The sequence below is a fragment of the Ammoniphilus sp. CFH 90114 genome, from assembly GCF_004123195.1.
Taxonomy (GTDB): Bacteria; Bacillota; Bacilli; order Aneurinibacillales; family RAOX-1; genus YIM-78166.
Genome location: NZ_SDLI01000002.1, coordinates 128,723 through 144,751, shown reverse-complemented (window position 1 = coordinate 144,751; position 16,029 = coordinate 128,723). Strand labels below are relative to the sequence as shown.

Genomic DNA, 16,029 nt, shown 5'->3' with positions numbered 1-16,029 from the left:
AATATAAAAATTATTATAATATAAGATGACAAATAGTTTAAGCACAAATTTTTAACACGATAGCGCTTTTTAGCTTTTATCTCATAAAGAGGACAATTTTTACTTTCATTCTAGTCCGATCACACCAAACGTTATTTCACCCGTCAACAAAAAAAGGAATTCCGAGTGGAATCCCTTTTCTCTATTCCTTCTTATACGTTGGACGAGGCATACTCATGATATTCCCTAATGTCACATAATCTGTTCCCGCCAGCCTGCCAATCGGCGCCAGCTTCTTCGTGTCTATTCTTCCCCCATCGTAAAGGGTATCATCAACATGAATATGAACGACTTCGCCTATGATAAGATCTGAGTTTGGACCATTTCCTAATTCAAGATGCTGATGCAATCGGCATTCGAAATGTACCTTTGCCTGTTGAATACGCGGTACATGAACAACTTGGCTTGGCGAGGTTGTAAGTCCTGCTTGCTCCACCTCACTGATCTCTGACGGATAGTCACAAGAGGTAACATTTACCTTATCGACATTCTGCTCATCCACCACATTGATAACGAATTCCTTGGACTCAAGAATATTACGAGCCGTATCTTTGTGAACACCTCCAGGCTTCCTCATCACCGCAACAGCTATCATCGGTGGATCCGTCGATACCACGTTAAAAAAACTATATGGAGCTGCATTCAGTACACCTTGCTCCCCTATTGAGGTAATAAAAGCAATCGGCCGTGGCAATACTCCTCCGATGAGCAGTTTGTAATTCGCTATGCGTTCATTTGTTTTTGGATTAATTTCCATACTCATCATCCTTCCATAATTGCAATTGATGAATTAAATGAAGAAAGTCCTCTGGTAAATCCGCATCAAAGCTTAAGACTTCACCCGACCTGGGATGCGGAAAAGAAAGAGAACGGGCATGCAACGCTTGTCTGCTAATCTTCTCTCTACTTCCTCCATACAGGTCATCACCCATTAAGGGATGTCCCAGATAACTCATATGTACACGGATTTGATGCGTTCTTCCCGTTTCTAGCCGCAGCCTGATATGAGTCGCTTGGTTATACCGTGCAAGAACCTCATAATGGGTAACGGCTTCTTGCCCAACGGGACTCACCATACGTTCCACGATCGATTCCCCCTTTCGGGCGATGGGGGCGTTAATCGTCCCCGAGTCATCGCTAAGCATTCCATGGACTAAGGCTTCGTAGGTCCGTCTAATCTCATGCTTCCTCTGTACAATGGCAAGCTGCTGATGCGCATATTGATTTTTCGCCACAATCAATAAGCCTGTCGTATCCTTATCTAGCCTATTAACAGCGCGGAACTTTCGGTTAAACCCCTGCTCTTGCCAATACTTGACGACCCCGTTCGCTAACGTCCCTGAAGGGTGCAACAAGGTAGGGTGAACACACTGACCAAAAGGCTTGTTCAGTACCATGATATCTTCATCTTCATAAACAATGTTTAGCGAGATGTCTTCCGGGATAATATTTTCAGACTCTTCCTCTTGCATCACGATGCTAATCGTATCCCCTGTATGAAGGGGATGATCTAAATAGGTAAAGCGACCATTCAAGAAAATGGATTTCTCTTGCTTCATCTTGACTAAGAGCTTACGAGATAACCCTTTCTTCTTACGTAGAAAGACCTTCATGGTTGATCCCTCATCCTCTTCGGTGACTAGATAGGTAACGGTAGGGATATCCATCCGCTTTTCTCCCCTTTATTTATAATTGAAAAAATCCGTAGCTATGCATATTTTCAAACCAGCTTTGAATAGCTGGATTCACTTTTTTTTCGCGATGAACGACGGCATAAGCGGTTCGCTTAGGAGGACAATTTTCCCCAAGCATCGGTACTTCTACCAGTTCTCCTCTGTTCAGTTCCTGACGTGTGGTCGACCTCGTGACTAAAGAAATACCCAACTGTTCTCGCACAAGAGAAAGAGCAAGCGATGCCTGATCAACTTGAATTCTTGGTAAGAAGTTCGGAGATAAGATTTCTTCCATCCACTCCTGAAATGGCGATCCCCAATTGATATAAATGAATGAATAATCCGCAAGCTGCTCAGGGTAAACCCCTCCTAATTGAACAACCGGATGATCGGGATGGGCCACTAATATGATCTCGTCTTCATAGAAAGGGGTAACCTCAAAACCCGGAACATGGGGCTGCATAAAAACAAAACCAATCTGGATGACTCCGTCCATTAAATACTGAATAATATCCGCTGAATGCCCTGTCTTCGTTGAGAGCGCAATGTTCGGATAGCGGATGTAAAAATCTTTAAGAACTGGCGATAAGATGTATTTCCATATGGAATCCAAACTGCCTATAGCCAATCTTGCCGAATAGATCTCCAATGCTTTTAGTTTTTGTAAACTTTCTTGTCGCAGCATAAGGATTCTTTCCGCATAGGGAAGTAAAGATAACCCGGCAGGGGTGATTTCTACTTTTCGATTATTTCGTGTGAATAAAGGCCTCCCCACGGTCTTCTCTAAGCTTTGAATCCGTGCAGTCACCGTTGATTGCACGAGATGAAGCGACTCGGCCGTTTTTGAGAAATTTTTAGTATGAGCTAAAACGACAAACGCCTGCAGCTGTTCAATGTCCATTCCATCCTTACCTCTACTATTCAAATTATCGATAATTATATTCGATACTATTCGTTGTACAGATATAAAATCCTGCCGTATCTTTAGAATAGATTGTGATCCTATAAAGAAGGTGTTTATAGTGGCTTTGAAAGTTTGGAAAATCTCCCCTCCGGGAATTAAAGTCCTTTATTTTAGTTCTTTTTTAATGAACTTAGGATTTTATGCATTAATACCTTATTTAACGCTTTATTTAACAGGAAGTTTTGCCTGGTCTATGGCTATGGCCGGAATTCTGCTCGGGGTTCGCCAGTTCTCACAACAAGGACTTACCTTTATTGGGGGGCTTGTCTCCGATCGTATAGGCTGTAAACCTACCTTAGTCATCGGCGTATTTATTCGATCTCTTGGTTTTTTAAGCTTTGCCTTTTGTACGGAGGCATGGCAATTCTTTCTCGCTGCCATTGTATCAGGTTTAGGGGGGGCATTGTTTGAACCTTCCTTCCAAGCCGCCTTTGCTAGGCTGGCTCCGGATGAACATAGAAAAGCTTTATTTTCCTTTAAGAATGTCGTAACCAACGTTGGAATCGTGGCTTCCACTTTACTTGGAAGCTTGTTAAGCTCGGTAGACTTTTTCTTTTTAGCCCTCGTAGCAGGGGCACTGTATATCGTCATTGGCTTCGTATGCCTATTCTTATTGCCTAACCTTGAGGTGGAGATCACCCAAGTCAGCTGGATGCAGGATATCCATGAGATGGTGAAGGATAAACCCTTTGTTATCTATACGATTATTCTAATAGGTTATTACTATCTCTATATGCAGCTATTTTTGACCATACCTAAACTCGCACAGACCCTAACAGGGGATTCACAAGCTGTCGCCTATATTTATGCCACGATTTCAGGTTCCGTCATTCTTTTGCAGATGCATGTTGCTAAGTATCTCGAGAAATTCACCCAACGAATGACATTAATTGGGATTGGTTCTTTACTAATGGGGACGGGACTATTTATGTTTAGCTTTTCCAACAGCTTATGGGAACTGCTTATTAATGCTTTTATCTTTGCTTTAGGAACCATGATTTCCGGACCGGTATTAATGGACGTTGTCCCTATCCTTGCACCTAGAGAAAAGCTGGCATCCTACTACGGCTTTAATGGCTATTCTTTAGCGATTGGAGGAGCTTTAAGCACCAGTCTTGGTGGATGGATCTACGATTTAGGCTTAAGCTTAAACTGGAAGGGGCTTCCTTGGATGGTCTGTCTTCTGGTTTCGCTCCTCGTCGCCTGGAGTTTGCATAACCTCGAAGGTAAGCATAGCCAAAGATTTATCGGCTCTCTAAAAAAAAGCATATAAAACATTAGAAAATCCCCCTTAACCAAAAGAAGGGGGATTGATTTTTTGGGAGTCTAGTTCAAGTGGAGTGATAGACTCAATCTCATACTCCCCTGTGTCCTCAAATTGAACATTCATGTCGTGACAAGTGAGTAAAGCATGATAAAGAGCAAATCGAAAAGTCACATCTTCTAAGGTATAAGTATAGCTTTGAGGATGCTGATCTAGTCTATTAATAACCTCTACTTCATATGTTCTCTGGCTCTTCCCCATCTTCAATGGCACCAAAAATCCCATATGCTGCAAAATAGCCCCTATTGAAAACAAACCACAATCATCGTAATCTAACGTATCCTTATCATGAAAGAGGAGTTCCCAAAGGTCTTCCGGAGTAAGTATCTGAAGATTTTCGGGCTTTTTCATTCGTACGACTGCCCCGTCCTCATGCACAAAGTAAATATGCCCTCGAAAACGGAATATTAAATCATCATATTCATGATCTCTAGAAAATAAAATGTTTTGTTTAGGTAGCAATAATCTCCAAATCTCTGCTGGAGAACGATCAAGTAGGAGCATAGAATTCATTCACCTCTAGCTCCCATTGTTCTCTAGAAAAAATGATTATATACCATAATTTTTCCCATAAATAAAACACAAAAAATGACTAAAATATTAAACTATTAACAATTATCAAATCTAAATATGATATACTTAGGTGTATAAAAAAAAATAATCCTATTGGAGTTGTGGGAAACTGGGAGGCGAACGATGAAACAGATCAAACGATTTAGAAAAGTATTGGTAGCCAATCGTGGCGAGATCGCTATTCGTATTTTTCGGGCATGTACAGAGCTTGGGATTCGTACGGTGGCGGTATACTCCGAGCAGGACAACATTGCCCTCCATCGCTTTAAGGCAGATGAAGCTTATCTCATAGGAGAAGGAAAAGGGGCAATAGAAGCTTATCTTGATATTGAAGGTATTTTAGAGGTAGCGAAGCGTCACAATGTAGATGCCATTCATCCTGGTTATGGATTCCTCTCAGAAAATGCTGAACTCGCGAAAAGATGCCATGAAGAAGGCATTGTATTCATCGGTCCGAACCCAGAGCACATCCAGATGTTCGGAGACAAAGTGGATGCTCGGACGATGGCCATTAAAGCAGGCATACCGGTTATACCTGGGACCCCCGAACCGATTCAAACCCTTCAAGAAGCGATGTTCTTTGCTAAGGAACATGGATACCCCATTATTATTAAGGCCGCTTCAGGTGGCGGTGGACGAGGAATGAGAATTGTCCGCAATCCAGACGAATTACAAGAGGCCCTTGACCGAGCAAGATCTGAAGCAAAATCAGCATTCGGGAATACAGCTGTCTATATTGAGAAGTATCTAGAGAAACCCAAGCACATTGAAGTGCAGATTCTTGCTGACCGATACGGTCACGTTGTACATCTCTTCGAAAGAGACTGCTCCATTCAACGTAGACACCAAAAGGTTGTCGAAGTAGCGCCAAGTGTCTCTCTTCCTGAGGCGTTGCGTGATGAGATTAACCAATCCGCCCTTCAATTAATGACGACAGCCGGTTACGTCAACGCCGGTACAGTAGAATACTTAGTTACACAGGATCATAAGTTCTACTTTATTGAAGTCAATCCACGAGTACAAGTTGAGCATACCATCACCGAGATGATTACAGGAATCGATATCGTTCAATCTCAGATCCGTATTGCTGAAGGCTACGCATTAAGGGATAAAGAAATAGGGATTAACAGCCAAGATGATATCGCTACACGGGGTTATGCTATCCAGTGCCGAGTCACGACAGAGGATCCTGCTCGAGGCTTCCTCCCAGAGACCGGACGTTTGCTGGCCTATCGCTCTGGTGGGGGCTTCGGTATACGATTAGATGCAGGGAATGGTTATCCCGGTGCCGTTATAACCCCACACTACGATTCTTTATTAGTAAAAGTATCTGCTTGGGCGATGCAGTACGAGCAGGCCTCTCGCAAGATGCTGCGCACTCTCAAAGAGTTTCGTATTAGAGGGGTCAAAACTAATATTCCTTTCCTTGAGAACGTCGTTCAACATTCAGATTTCCTTAGCGGAAACTATAACACCTCCTTCATTGACACCACGAATGAACTATTTGAATTTCCAAAGCGAAGAGACAGAGGGACAAAACTGCTAACTTATATCGGCCAAACGATCGTGAATGGCCATCCTGGACTCCCTAAGGGGAAGAAACCTAGCTTCTCAGCCCCTCGGATTCCAATCACTACATTTAAACAAGAATACCCAAAGGGAACGAAACAGATACTGGACCAACAGGGTCCAGCTGGACTGATTAACTGGATACAACAAGAGAATTGCCTTCTTATTACAGATACAACATTCCGTGATGCACAACAATCCCTATTTGCCACCCGAGTTAGAACCCATGACATGTTGCAGATCGCGGAAGCAACAGGGAAGTTAGCCCCGAACTTATTCTCCTTGGAGATGTGGGGAGGAGCTACCTTTGACACAACGATGAGGTTTCTCAATGAAGACCCATGGGAGAGACTTCATTTACTAAGAGAACAAATTCCAAATCTTCTTTTCCAGATGCTTTTCCGTGGAGCAAATGCTGTAGGATATACGAATTACCCGGATAATGTAATCCGCAAGTTCGTACAGTTATCTGCTGATGCTGGAATTGATGTTTTCCGCATCTTTGATAGCTTAAACTGGCTAGATGGGATGAGAGTAGCTATTGACGCGGTATTAGAAACCGGTAAAATTGCCGAAGCAACGGTTTGCTATACAGGGAATATCCTCGATCCGAAACGAGATAAGTACTCCCTTCAGTACTATATCAACTTAGCCAAGGAATTAGAGCGCACAGGAGCCCATATTCTCTGCATTAAAGATATGGCTGGTCTTCTGACACCATTCGCTGCGTATGAGTTAGTTCGCGCTCTGAAGCAAGAGATCGGGATCCCGATTCATCTTCATACTCATGATACCAGCGGCAATCAGCTTGGCACGCTATTGAAGGCTTATGAAGCGGGTGTTGATATTGTTGATGTGGCCGTAAGTTCGTTGTCAGGACTGACTTCTCAGCCCAGCTTGAATGGTCTAGTCGCTACCTTAAAGGGACAACAAAGAGAAACCGGGCTAAACGAAGACCACATGCAGAAACTCTCCGATTATTGGGAGGATGTCCGGAAGTATTATGTTGGCTTTGAGAGTGAAATGAAAGCATCAACGACTGACGTCTATCAGCATGAGATGCCAGGTGGTCAGTATACGAACTTAAACCAGCAAGCTATAGGTGTAGGCCTTGGTGACCGTTGGGATGAAGTAAAGGAAATGTATGCCACTGTTAACATGATGTTCGGTGACATTGTGAAGGTAACTCCTTCCTCTAAGGTCGTAGGAGACATGGCTCTGTTTATGGTACAAAATAATCTGACTGAACAGGACGTTTATGAAAAAGGAGATCGTCTAGATTTCCCTGAGTCCGTCGTCCAATTCTTCCAAGGATATTTGGGCCAACCGCCAGGAGGATTCCCTTCCCAATTGAGGGATATCATTCTTAAGGGGCGAGATTACTTTACTTGCCGTCCAGGTGAGCTTCTTCCTCCTGTGGACTTTGAGAAGATACGTCTGGAACTAGAAGAAAAAGTAAATCGATCTGTTACAGAATTAGATGTCATGTCTTATATCATGTACCCAAAGGTGTTCCTCGATAAAGAAAAAAATTCTAATGAATACGGTAAACTCTCTGTTCTTGATACTCCGACCTTCTTCTATGGTCTACGCTTAGGGGAAGAGATCGCCGTTGATATTGAACAAGGGAAAACTCTCGTGGTGAAACTTGTCTCGATTGGAGAGACAGCTGCTGACGGTACAAGAACCGTTTATTATGAATTGAACGGGCAGCCTCGTGAAGTGACTGTTCGGGATCTAACAGCTAAGGTATCCGTTCAAGCCAGACGTAAGGTGGATACAACAGACCCTGAGCAAATTGGAGCGACCATGCCAGGTAAAGTACTTAAGCTCATGGTAGAACCAGGAGACAAGGTAAAGAAGGGTGAACATTTGGTTGTTACGGAAGCCATGAAGATGGAAACTACGCTTCAAGCACCGTTTAATGCTGTAGTGAAGAACGTCCACGTGAAAAATGGCGAGACCATTGAAACGGGTGACCTGCTTATTGAGCTGACGAAGGCAAAATAATAGAGAGAGGACCTCCTTTTCTCATCCCTCAACTGTATGACTAAATATTGCCCTCTTGATTCAGACTAACGGAAGATGAAAGGAGGGTTAACTAGATGCCTATACAAATTAGAGGATATGATATTACGTCTTTCGACAAGAATCATGAAGAAACAGATATTTTCTTTGCTGGGATTGCTCACTTGGAGTACAACAGTAAAATAGCCGATGTGGGGTTTGAAGGGCGTCATGAAAAAGGAGTTACAGGCTTCATTGATTTTGATTTAAAGGATCCTGATCAAATTGATATCCCTCAAGTTCGGGCCCGAGCTGATGAAATACGGGACGTACTTGCTGAACACTTGCTGGAAAGCGGTTATGAAGCTGGCGAATATCGGGATGTACTAACGCTGCAAGATCACTCATAGAAGAAGGGAGGCTGAATACAGCCTCCCTTCTTTGCTTGAATTATTGAATGTCAAAAGGGTCTTCTGCCCCTCTTTCAAGTCTTCCGCTTCCTTGACCTTTATTTTTGCCCATCATCGACTGGAACTTCTCAAGGAACTGTGGAGCCATATCCATGATGCGATCATATAGATGGTTTGAACCTTCAAGGGGAATGGTTTTAATTCCGTTTTTTCCGACTACAAGAAAAGCAACAGGTGTAATAGAAACACCTCCACCACTACCACCACCGAAAGGCATTTCTTTTCCGCCCTGTTCTTTCCCTACTTCATATTCAAATTCACTTCCACCGGCCGCAAACCCAAAACCTACCTTAGAAATGGGGAGAATCACACTTCCATCCGGAGTCTCAACAGGGTCACCCACAATGGTATTTACATCCACCATTTCCTTCAAATTTTCCATTGCTGTCTGCATTAAGCCCTGAATAGGGTGTTCTGCCATATACCTTCACGCCCTTTGATTAATTTGAATAGGATTCGCACGACTGCGATAATAGAGTTCCCTATACGATATCGGAATATACAAAGAAATCGAGTATCCACCTCGGTTGTATGGTAAGCAGGAATCACATTGATCCGAGGGGTAGTACGCATGGAGATGTAATGTGTGAATATACCAATAAACGTGGTTTTCACTCCCCAGAACATGCCGGTCACCATTCCTGTCTTGGCTGCATCCCCAACCCCTACACGTGTATACCATTCAAATCTTTCACACCTAAACCGACTTAGAGTAAATTTAGCTACTTCCTGTAAGTCATGAGCTCTAAGCTTGAGACGATTTAGAAACTGTAACACTTTTCGAACCATTCTTGGAGATAGGAAAAAACCCCCTTTAGCCACTGGCGGCTCCTGGTCTTCTGCAGCAGGAAGATCAGAGGCAGTTTGAGCCTTAACAGGAGTACCTTCAAGTAAGGAAGTCAGTTTCAAAACAGGAATATCGAACTTAAAAACCACTAAACCGAACAAAAATTGGAGCTCCAGATGCATGTGATCGTTTTCTTTTGCCTTCTTGTATTCAATAATGATCTTGACATTGGTTAACAAAAAAATAATCCACAATGTCGTCCAAACGAGTAAGAACCATTTCATCCCTTTTTTTCCACCTCTTGCTTTTATTATGGACGGGATACATTGGTCTTACTCCATACCTTTTTCCATAAATGTGTTGCATTACATTTGGACATACTATCCTAATGGAGGTGTTAATAGGTGAGTGATCAAAAACGTTTGCAAGAACTCGTTGAAAAAGGCAAGAAATCCGCATTAAGCAACAAAGAGCTTATGGAGATGATCAGCTTATTAGGTCCAGAAGAAGCGATGAGAGCTGTTAAAGAAAGATAGTCCAGATACGAAAAAGAAGACAGGGCAACCCTATGGTTGCCCTGTCCGGACTATAAGCTCCAGATCCAATGGAGCTTTTCCATTATTGACGCATTCCGCTAAGTTGTTGCTCAGCGAATTGTACTAAACGCTTGGTGATTTCTCCACCAACAGAACCGTTAGCACGAGCAGTTTGTTCAGGTCCAAGTTGTACGCCAAATTCTTGAGCAATTTCATACTTCATTTGGTCAAGAGCTTGAGCTGCACCAGAAACTAACTTTTGGTTGTTGTTTGGCATTTGATTCACCTCCTCTTGTGGTGTAACCATATCGTTTCACAAAGAGATGAAAGTCATTCACCTTTAACAACTGCTAATTTATGGTAATTATTCTACCGTTAACATAATCTTTCCTACCTCAACAGCCGAACTTGGCTTAGAAAAGGGCTGTATCCTTTCTCTCCAACGCTTAGACCGATCTTCATCAAGACAGAATTCCGTAACACGATGAGTAAGCTCGTCCACGCCTGTTGCTCTCATTCCGACTTCATGAGCAAGCAAGAATTGGCTATTTCGTTCTTCCTGACCAGGAATAGGCTTGTAAATCAACATAGGTAAATGACTTGCCAAGGCTTCTGAAACAGTAAGTCCACCTGGCTTCCCAATGAGCAAATCTGCACTTTGCATCCATTCATGTATATTGTTCACGTAATCCATAATTATGACTGGATGCGGGAAAGGGTTATGTACTAAATAGTCTTCTAAATCTTTCTTTGCCTGTTGATTTGTTCCTGCCAAGACTGCCACATACAAGGGGTAAGCTACCCTTGATAACCCATTCAGTATCTCTCGGTAAGGCAACAAGCCTAAGCCTCCACCTGTTACTAAAATAAAGAGAGCATGCTGAGGTACCGAGTGCTGTTCCCTAATCTCTAATTGTTTCCTAGATTGCTCAAAAATAGGATCGATCGGAATACCTGTGACGTGAATTCTTTCTGAATCCATTCCAAAGTCTGCTATCATTTTCTTTTTCAGACTTGTTGCCCCTACAAAGTAGGCGTCGATTTCATCATGAATCCAGAAAGGGTTCACCCAGTAGTCGGTTAAAGCCGCCCCTAAACGAAAGGAATAAGAAGACTTAAGTTCAGCAAGTCCACCCAGACAGAAGGCATGGGTACTTACTACGATATCTGGACGCTCCTTTTCCAAATATGGAATCATCTTTTTTGCAATATATTTTTTCAATACGTTCTTTCCCATAAGACTCCATTCCTTATCCCGCCGATAAGCCCAACCCCATATTGGAGCTGCATGGCGAATAGCTCCCATGTAGAGCTTATTTGACAGTTTCTCTAATAAAGGGCTTACATGGGTTAAGGAGGTATCTACTTTAATATCGGCTGTAGGAACATGTCTCTTAAAACCTTTAGCTACATTCTCCGCGGCGCGATTATGGCCGGATCCGGCGATCGATTCAGAGAGAATAAGAATTTTCATAAGGGCACCTCACAAAACTTGCATTACATTTATACCCATTATGCCCTTTTTCCTCCTATTTTCCACATCTCTCCATCAGCAATTAGTTTCTTACTTTAGACGGTGGATGGTGACAATCGTATCCCTCCAGATTTTACCGAAAATGATTACAATACCTGTAACCGTAAGAGGGAGCAGAATATGCTGTCCGGGCACATTAAATTCTTGAAGAAGTGAATGGGTTAATGGATCTTCCATGACCATCGTCGCGGCGGTATAAGCTAGTACCCCTGATCCAAAATACGTTAAGATCGGATATTCATTCATCCATTTTGCTACAATACTGCTCCCCCACATTAATAAGGGCACACTAAGTAATAGTCCGAATACAATTAATCCAAAACTCCCCTTTGCTGCACCGCCAATGGCTAATACATTGTCAAGACTCATAATAAAATCTGCAATAATGATAATTTTAACAGCATCCCACGTATTCTTCCCAGATTGAATCGATGAGGCCTCTTCTTGTTGAAGGAGCAATTTAAACGCTATCCATACAAGCAATAATCCACCTATTAGTTTAATATAAGGAATGCCTAAGAGCCATGTGGCCAATGCCGTAAAGAACAATCTGAGGCCAACAGCCCCCGCCGTTCCCCATAGAATAGCTTTCTTCCTTTGTCCTGGCGGCAAGTTGCGACTGGCCATTCCAACTACCACAGCATTATCGCCACTCAGAACGAGATCAATAATAATAATATTGATAAAAGCTACAATAAACTGCCAATCCAACTTGTTATCCCCCTCTCCCGCTAAAGATATATATATTTGCCTTGTCCCTCCTTCATACATGAAAATAAAAATAAAAAAGCTACTTCTCTAAAAAGATTAGAAGTAGCTTCGACATAAATAACTCTTATCGTTCTAAGGGGGAATAATTGACCTGTAAACGGAGGCTTTCTTTATCAATTATATTTCTCTCAGCTTGATCAGAATCTAGGATAGAAAAAAGCATCCAGCCTGTAAAGACAGTTAGAAAAATTGCAAGATAGTAAATGTAATTTTTCTTGAAACGATAGCTTTCCATGGTTTGCCTCCTCAGCTGCTTTTATCCATTATGGCATAAACACTAAGGCTTCTACCTACAAATAAATCGCAAAATATCGACAATACCAAGAAGCTTTTGTCGAATCATTACTCCTTGATCATCAGGAAACGATGGTCCAAGTGCATCTTTCCCTCTTTTTTTAGTTGACTAATGATTCGACTCGCCGTTTCTCTCGTAGTTCCAACCATATTGGCTATATCCTGATGCGTCAATTCGATTTCTAATAGAAAACCTTCATCGATTCTTTTTCCTTTTTCCTTTACTAAGGCGTATAGAACACCCCATATCTTCTCTGTCATATCTTTACTCAATACGTGCGATAGGCGAGATTGAAGGGCTCTAATTTTAACGTCTAGTTCTTTAAGGAGTTTTACGGTCAGCTTAGGCTGTTGTTCAAGGAGCTGGGTAAATTGCTGGACATACATAAAGTAAAGTTCCCCATCCTCAAGTAATTCCGCTGTAGCAGGATAATCACTGCCCCCATACCAACCTACGTGAGGGAGCATATCTCCCTTGCCTAGGAGATTAACAATTTGTTCTCGGCCATCTTCCGTCGTTTTAAATACTTTAACTCTTCCCTTTTTTATAAAATAGATTACGTCACAGGGATCACTTTCATAAAACAAAACATCCCTCTTTTTTCCTTCCTTGAGGAGCATGAGGGTGGAAAGTTGGCTTAACTCATCTTCATTGCAGTGCTGAAACATCCCTATTTTTTTAAGCATTTGCTGTAATGAATTTTCGATTTCCTTCACCTCCTATACGCCATCTTACCATTTTTTCATTGTAACGCGCAGACCCTAAAAAAATAGGATTGTCATCGTCTTACTTTTTTGATATTTTAATATATATACTTTATCACACATATGCTTTTTAGTGTAAAAGTGAAAAAGATGATTGATTCATAACTTTTCACGTAGACTGATTTAAAAGAAGATAGACAGAGGGGGAAACTATAATGAGGAAGCAATGGAAACAGTTCGCAATGGGGGTTTTAGGATTCTCTTTAGCTCTATCTCTTAGTGCATGCGGAGGCGGAGGATCATCCAGCCAACCTGCTGCAACACCTGAGAAACCAGCTGAAACCACAGAAGTTAAACAATTGAAGATCGGTGTAACGCAGATTGTAGAGCACCCTGCCCTAGATGCTGCTCGTAAAGGGTTTGTTGATTATCTAAACGAGAACGGATATAAAGAAGGCGAGCAAGTCACGTACGATTTCCAGAGCGCTCAAGGAGATATGAATACAGCGACTTCTATTGCACAGAAATTTTCAGGAGATAAGGTAGATTTAATTCTAGCGATTGCGACACCAACAGCACAAGCTGCAGCTCAAGCAACGAAAGATATTCCGATTCTTATCACAGCGGTAACCGATCCAGTAGTAGCGAAGATTGTACCTGATATGGACAAGCCAGGAGCTAATGTAACAGGTACCTCAGATATGAATCCAATAAAAGAACAATTAAACTTGATTAAAGAAATCAAGCCAGATGCAAAGAAAGTCGGAGTAATCTACAATTCCGGAGAAGCGAACTCTGTTGTTCAGATTGAGCAAGCGAAAGCATTGGCTCCTGAACTAGGTCTTGAGCTTGTAGAGCGTGCTGTCACCAACAGTTCTGAAGTAAAGCAAGCCGCTGAATCATTCTCTGGAATTGACGCTTTTTACGTGCCAACTGATAATACCGTTGTGTCTGCTCTTGATACCGTGTTAATGGTTGCTGAGCAGCTTAAGCTTCCAGTTGTGGCTGGTGAAGGTGAATCCGTTAAAAATGGGGCTCTTGTCACTTATGGTATCGACTACTATGAGTTAGGTAGACAAACAGGGGAAATGGCAGTAAGAGTACTAAATGGGGAAGCCAAACCAGCAGACATGGCCATTGAAACGCAGAAGAACCTTCAATTATTCGTAAATAAAAAAGCTGCAGAACGCTTTGGCATCACCCTCCCTCAGAAGATGTTGGACGATGCGGATGAAGTTATTGAGTAAAAAGTCCCAGAACGCAGTAGAGGTTCCCTTAGGGAACCTCTTATTATTACAATTTACCCTAGCGAAGATTGTCTAAAAGTGTTCACTCTCTTTCCTTACTTTTTATTATACAATAGGTAATAATCTTTAGATCCAACTCTTAACCGCATGAATAAAGGAGAGATTTTTTGTGGACCGTGTCAAATACAACACGTTGATCCCTGCCAGAATTTATATTGGAAGTGAGAATGATGCACAAGACATGGTCGACATTGCTCAATGTGACGTCATCATCGATTTGCGAGAAGAAGCTACTCGTCCATCCTTTTCCAGTGAGAATTCTAGGTGGATACATATCCCCTTGAAGGACCATATTACAGGTCAGGAAGCGCTGGTAAGAGAAGCGATTCGCACCGTTACAGAGCTCTATCATCAAGATAAAAAGATTGGGATTCATTGTGCTTCAGGTGTATGCAGAACAGCGACAATAGCTATTGGCGTCCTCATTGAGCTTAAAATTTGCAAAAAAATGAAGGAAGCGTTAGAATTTGTAGAGATGAGCCGTAAACAAACCGCTCTTCATCCAAGCTTAAAAAAGACCTTGCAAAATCTATACAAATAACGATAAGCCGGGGTGCAAACCCGGTTTTTATTTTGGCTATCCTTAAATCACCAAATGACAAAGATAGACGACTTACAGAGTTATGGCTATAATATCAATATGAATTTTCGGAAAGGGGGACTAACAATGTCCTATCTTCCATCTAAAGATAAAAAAGAATCTTATGTAAGAGATCTATTTAATACGATCTCTACAGGCTATGATCGTACAAACCGAATGATGAGTATGGGACAGGACGAGAGATGGCGACGTATGGTTGTCGCGCGCTCCGAAGCCAGCAAGGGAGATCACATTCTTGATGTTTGCTGCGGAACAGCCAAGCTCTCCATGCAACTTGCTACGTCGGTTGGACCAGAAGGAAGAGTAACTGGCCTTGATTTCTCAGAAAACATGATTGAGGTTGGGAAGCAGAACATTCTCTCTCACCCCCATAAAGACATCATTACTCTTATCCAAGGAAATGCCATGAGTCTCCCCTTTGAAGATAACCAGTTTGATGCGGTTACCGTCGCTTGGGGACTGCGCAACGTCCCGGATATAGAGGTAGCCATCTCGGAGATGGTTCGTGTCCTTAAACCAGGCGGAAAACTCGTATCCCTAGATATGTCTAAGCCCAATGCTCCTGTCTTCAAACAAGTCTACTGGCTCTACTTTGAAAAGATTGTCCCCGTCATGGGGCAGTTTGGAGCAGGCAAAGCTAATGCCTACCACTATTTCTACGAATCAGCTAAAGAATTTCCTGACGCAAGGAAACTAACAAGCCTGTTTGCCAAGAAGGGACTTCAAGAAACGAAGTTTAAGGATTTAATGGGCGGTACATTGGCGATTGTAGAGGGACGTAAATAGGGGCGTCGTGTTTCCTGTGTGCCCAGCAGGCGGTCTTAGAGAAATCGAAAACCGCCTTGTTCGGGTTCATTAAAAGGGAACTTCTCGTG

Annotated in this window: 18 protein-coding genes; 7 read left to right on the top strand and 11 right to left on the bottom strand. The window is 42.4% G+C overall.

Going from position 1 to position 16,029, the window contains the following annotated elements:
* Nucleotides 1-181 precede the first annotated feature (181 nt).
* Genes EIZ39_RS05370 through EIZ39_RS05360 form a run of 3 tightly spaced genes read right to left on the bottom strand, consistent with a single transcriptional unit; the run spans nucleotide 182 to nucleotide 2,613 of the window.
* On the bottom strand, nucleotides 182-796 hold the full coding sequence (locus EIZ39_RS05370) for a flavin reductase family protein (RefSeq protein WP_129198242.1): 615 nt from the start codon (nucleotides 794-796) through the stop codon (nucleotides 182-184).
* Complete coding sequence (locus EIZ39_RS05365; protein WP_129198240.1) at nucleotides 786-1,706, bottom strand: RluA family pseudouridine synthase; 921 nt, start codon at nucleotides 1,704-1,706, stop codon at nucleotides 786-788. The genes EIZ39_RS05370 and EIZ39_RS05365 overlap by 11 nt, the downstream gene beginning before the upstream one ends.
* A 19-nt stretch (nucleotides 1,707-1,725) precedes the next feature.
* Nucleotides 1,726-2,613 carry a LysR family transcriptional regulator gene (locus EIZ39_RS05360; protein ID WP_129198238.1) on the bottom strand — a complete coding sequence of 296 codons (888 nt, stop codon included), beginning with the start codon at nucleotides 2,611-2,613 and terminating at the stop codon, nucleotides 1,726-1,728.
* A 121-nt stretch (nucleotides 2,614-2,734) separates the two neighbouring features.
* On the opposite strand from EIZ39_RS05360, the gene EIZ39_RS05355 reads away from it, so the two are divergent.
* On the top strand, nucleotides 2,735-3,949 hold the full coding sequence (locus tag EIZ39_RS05355; RefSeq protein ID WP_240675710.1) for an MDR family MFS transporter: 1,215 nt from the start codon (nucleotides 2,735-2,737) through the stop codon (nucleotides 3,947-3,949).
* Between the two features lie 18 nt (nucleotides 3,950-3,967).
* Here the strand turns inward: EIZ39_RS05355 and EIZ39_RS05350 are convergent, their stop codons facing one another.
* Complete coding sequence (locus EIZ39_RS05350) at nucleotides 3,968-4,513, bottom strand: hypothetical protein (RefSeq protein WP_129198234.1); 546 nt, start codon at nucleotides 4,511-4,513, stop codon at nucleotides 3,968-3,970.
* Nucleotides 4,514-4,696: 183 nt separating this feature from the next.
* Between EIZ39_RS05350 and pyc the strand changes: the two genes are divergently transcribed.
* On the top strand, nucleotides 4,697-8,152 hold the full coding sequence (gene pyc / locus EIZ39_RS05345) for a pyruvate carboxylase (RefSeq protein ID WP_129198232.1): 3,456 nt from the start codon (nucleotides 4,697-4,699) through the stop codon (nucleotides 8,150-8,152).
* 95 nt (nucleotides 8,153-8,247) lie between these two features.
* The gene (locus tag EIZ39_RS05340; RefSeq protein ID WP_129198230.1) at nucleotides 8,248-8,559 is read left to right on the top strand and encodes a hypothetical protein; all 312 of its coding nucleotides are present in this window, start codon (nucleotides 8,248-8,250) and stop codon (nucleotides 8,557-8,559) included.
* Nucleotides 8,560-8,599: 40 nt separating this feature from the next.
* On the opposite strand, the gene ytfJ is transcribed toward EIZ39_RS05340, so the two are convergent.
* Both ytfJ and EIZ39_RS05330 read right to left on the bottom strand, forming a co-directional pair.
* Nucleotides 8,600-9,040, bottom strand: a complete 441-nt coding sequence (gene ytfJ / locus EIZ39_RS05335; RefSeq protein WP_129198228.1) for a GerW family sporulation protein — start codon at nucleotides 9,038-9,040, stop codon at nucleotides 8,600-8,602.
* Nucleotides 9,013-9,690: a DUF2953 domain-containing protein gene (locus tag EIZ39_RS05330; RefSeq protein ID WP_129198226.1), complete on the bottom strand. Its 678-nt coding sequence runs from the start codon at nucleotides 9,688-9,690 to the stop codon at nucleotides 9,013-9,015. Before EIZ39_RS05330 ends, ytfJ begins: the two co-directional genes overlap by 28 nt.
* Nucleotides 9,691-9,810: 120 nt before the next feature.
* Here EIZ39_RS05330 and EIZ39_RS27490 point away from each other — a divergent pair, with 120 nt between their 5' ends.
* Nucleotides 9,811-9,942, top strand: coding sequence for a hypothetical protein (locus EIZ39_RS27490; protein ID WP_255433869.1), 132 nt, complete (start codon nucleotides 9,811-9,813; stop codon nucleotides 9,940-9,942).
* 82 nt (nucleotides 9,943-10,024) lie between these two features.
* Here EIZ39_RS27490 and EIZ39_RS05325 read toward each other — a convergent pair whose 3' ends face one another.
* The 5 genes from EIZ39_RS05325 to EIZ39_RS05310 form a co-directional block, all read right to left on the bottom strand.
* Complete coding sequence (locus tag EIZ39_RS05325; RefSeq protein ID WP_129198224.1) at nucleotides 10,025-10,219, bottom strand: alpha/beta-type small acid-soluble spore protein; 195 nt, start codon at nucleotides 10,217-10,219, stop codon at nucleotides 10,025-10,027.
* An 87-nt stretch (nucleotides 10,220-10,306) separates the two neighbouring features.
* The gene (locus tag EIZ39_RS05320) at nucleotides 10,307-11,416 is read right to left on the bottom strand and encodes an MGDG synthase family glycosyltransferase (protein ID WP_129198222.1); all 1,110 of its coding nucleotides are present in this window, start codon (nucleotides 11,414-11,416) and stop codon (nucleotides 10,307-10,309) included.
* A gap of 90 nt (nucleotides 11,417-11,506) precedes the next feature.
* On the bottom strand, nucleotides 11,507-12,187 hold the full coding sequence (locus EIZ39_RS05315) for a TerC family protein (RefSeq protein ID WP_129198220.1): 681 nt from the start codon (nucleotides 12,185-12,187) through the stop codon (nucleotides 11,507-11,509).
* A gap of 124 nt (nucleotides 12,188-12,311) precedes the next feature.
* Entirely contained in the window at nucleotides 12,312-12,482 is a 171-nt protein-coding gene (locus EIZ39_RS26430; RefSeq protein ID WP_164984913.1) for a hypothetical protein, read from the bottom strand.
* 107 nt (nucleotides 12,483-12,589) lie between these two features.
* A complete protein-coding gene (locus EIZ39_RS05310) occupies nucleotides 12,590-13,258 on the bottom strand; it encodes a Crp/Fnr family transcriptional regulator (RefSeq protein WP_164984912.1) in 669 nt (222 codons plus the stop codon).
* A gap of 203 nt (nucleotides 13,259-13,461) precedes the next feature.
* Here EIZ39_RS05310 and EIZ39_RS05305 point away from each other — a divergent pair, with 203 nt between their 5' ends.
* The 3 genes from EIZ39_RS05305 (at nucleotide 13,462) to ubiE (ending at nucleotide 15,940) form a co-directional block, all read left to right on the top strand.
* Nucleotides 13,462-14,493, top strand: coding sequence for an ABC transporter substrate-binding protein (locus tag EIZ39_RS05305; protein WP_129198216.1), 1,032 nt, complete (start codon nucleotides 13,462-13,464; stop codon nucleotides 14,491-14,493).
* A 169-nt stretch (nucleotides 14,494-14,662) separates the two neighbouring features.
* Nucleotides 14,663-15,094 (top strand): protein-tyrosine phosphatase family protein, encoded by a 432-nt coding sequence (locus tag EIZ39_RS05300; RefSeq protein WP_129198214.1) that lies wholly within the window; start codon nucleotides 14,663-14,665, stop codon nucleotides 15,092-15,094.
* A 126-nt stretch (nucleotides 15,095-15,220) separates the two neighbouring features.
* Nucleotides 15,221-15,940 carry a bifunctional demethylmenaquinone methyltransferase/2-methoxy-6-polyprenyl-1,4-benzoquinol methylase UbiE gene (gene ubiE, locus EIZ39_RS05295; RefSeq protein ID WP_129198212.1) on the top strand — a complete coding sequence of 240 codons (720 nt, stop codon included), beginning with the start codon at nucleotides 15,221-15,223 and terminating at the stop codon, nucleotides 15,938-15,940.
* Nucleotides 15,941-16,029 lie beyond the last annotated feature (89 nt).

Excerpts from the sequence above, each read along its gene's own strand:
- EIZ39_RS05330 (WP_129198226.1), bottom strand. The coding sequence starts at position 9,690 with ATGAAATGGTTCTTACTCGTTTGGACGACATTGTGGATTATTTTTTTG.
- ytfJ (WP_129198228.1), bottom strand. The coding sequence starts at position 9,040 with ATGGCAGAACACCCTATTCAGGGCTTAATGCAGACAGCAATGGAAAAT.
- EIZ39_RS05350 (WP_129198234.1), bottom strand. The coding sequence starts at position 4,513 with ATGAATTCTATGCTCCTACTTGATCGTTCTCCAGCAGAGATTTGGAGA.
- EIZ39_RS05320 (WP_129198222.1), bottom strand. The coding sequence starts at position 11,416 with ATGAAAATTCTTATTCTCTCTGAATCGATCGCCGGATCCGGCCATAAT.
- EIZ39_RS05305 (WP_129198216.1), top strand. The coding sequence starts at position 13,462 with ATGAGGAAGCAATGGAAACAGTTCGCAATGGGGGTTTTAGGATTCTCT.
- EIZ39_RS05370 (WP_129198242.1), bottom strand. The coding sequence starts at position 796 with ATGGAAATTAATCCAAAAACAAATGAACGCATAGCGAATTACAAACTG.
- EIZ39_RS05325 (WP_129198224.1), bottom strand. The coding sequence starts at position 10,219 with ATGCCAAACAACAACCAAAAGTTAGTTTCTGGTGCAGCTCAAGCTCTT.
- EIZ39_RS26430 (WP_164984913.1), bottom strand. The coding sequence starts at position 12,482 with ATGGAAAGCTATCGTTTCAAGAAAAATTACATTTACTATCTTGCAATT.
- EIZ39_RS05360 (WP_129198238.1), bottom strand. The coding sequence starts at position 2,613 with ATGGACATTGAACAGCTGCAGGCGTTTGTCGTTTTAGCTCATACTAAA.
- pyc (WP_129198232.1), top strand. The coding sequence starts at position 4,697 with ATGAAACAGATCAAACGATTTAGAAAAGTATTGGTAGCCAATCGTGGC.
- EIZ39_RS05340 (WP_129198230.1), top strand. The coding sequence starts at position 8,248 with ATGCCTATACAAATTAGAGGATATGATATTACGTCTTTCGACAAGAAT.
- ubiE (WP_129198212.1), top strand. The coding sequence starts at position 15,221 with ATGTCCTATCTTCCATCTAAAGATAAAAAAGAATCTTATGTAAGAGAT.
- EIZ39_RS05365 (WP_129198240.1), bottom strand. The coding sequence starts at position 1,706 with ATGGATATCCCTACCGTTACCTATCTAGTCACCGAAGAGGATGAGGGA.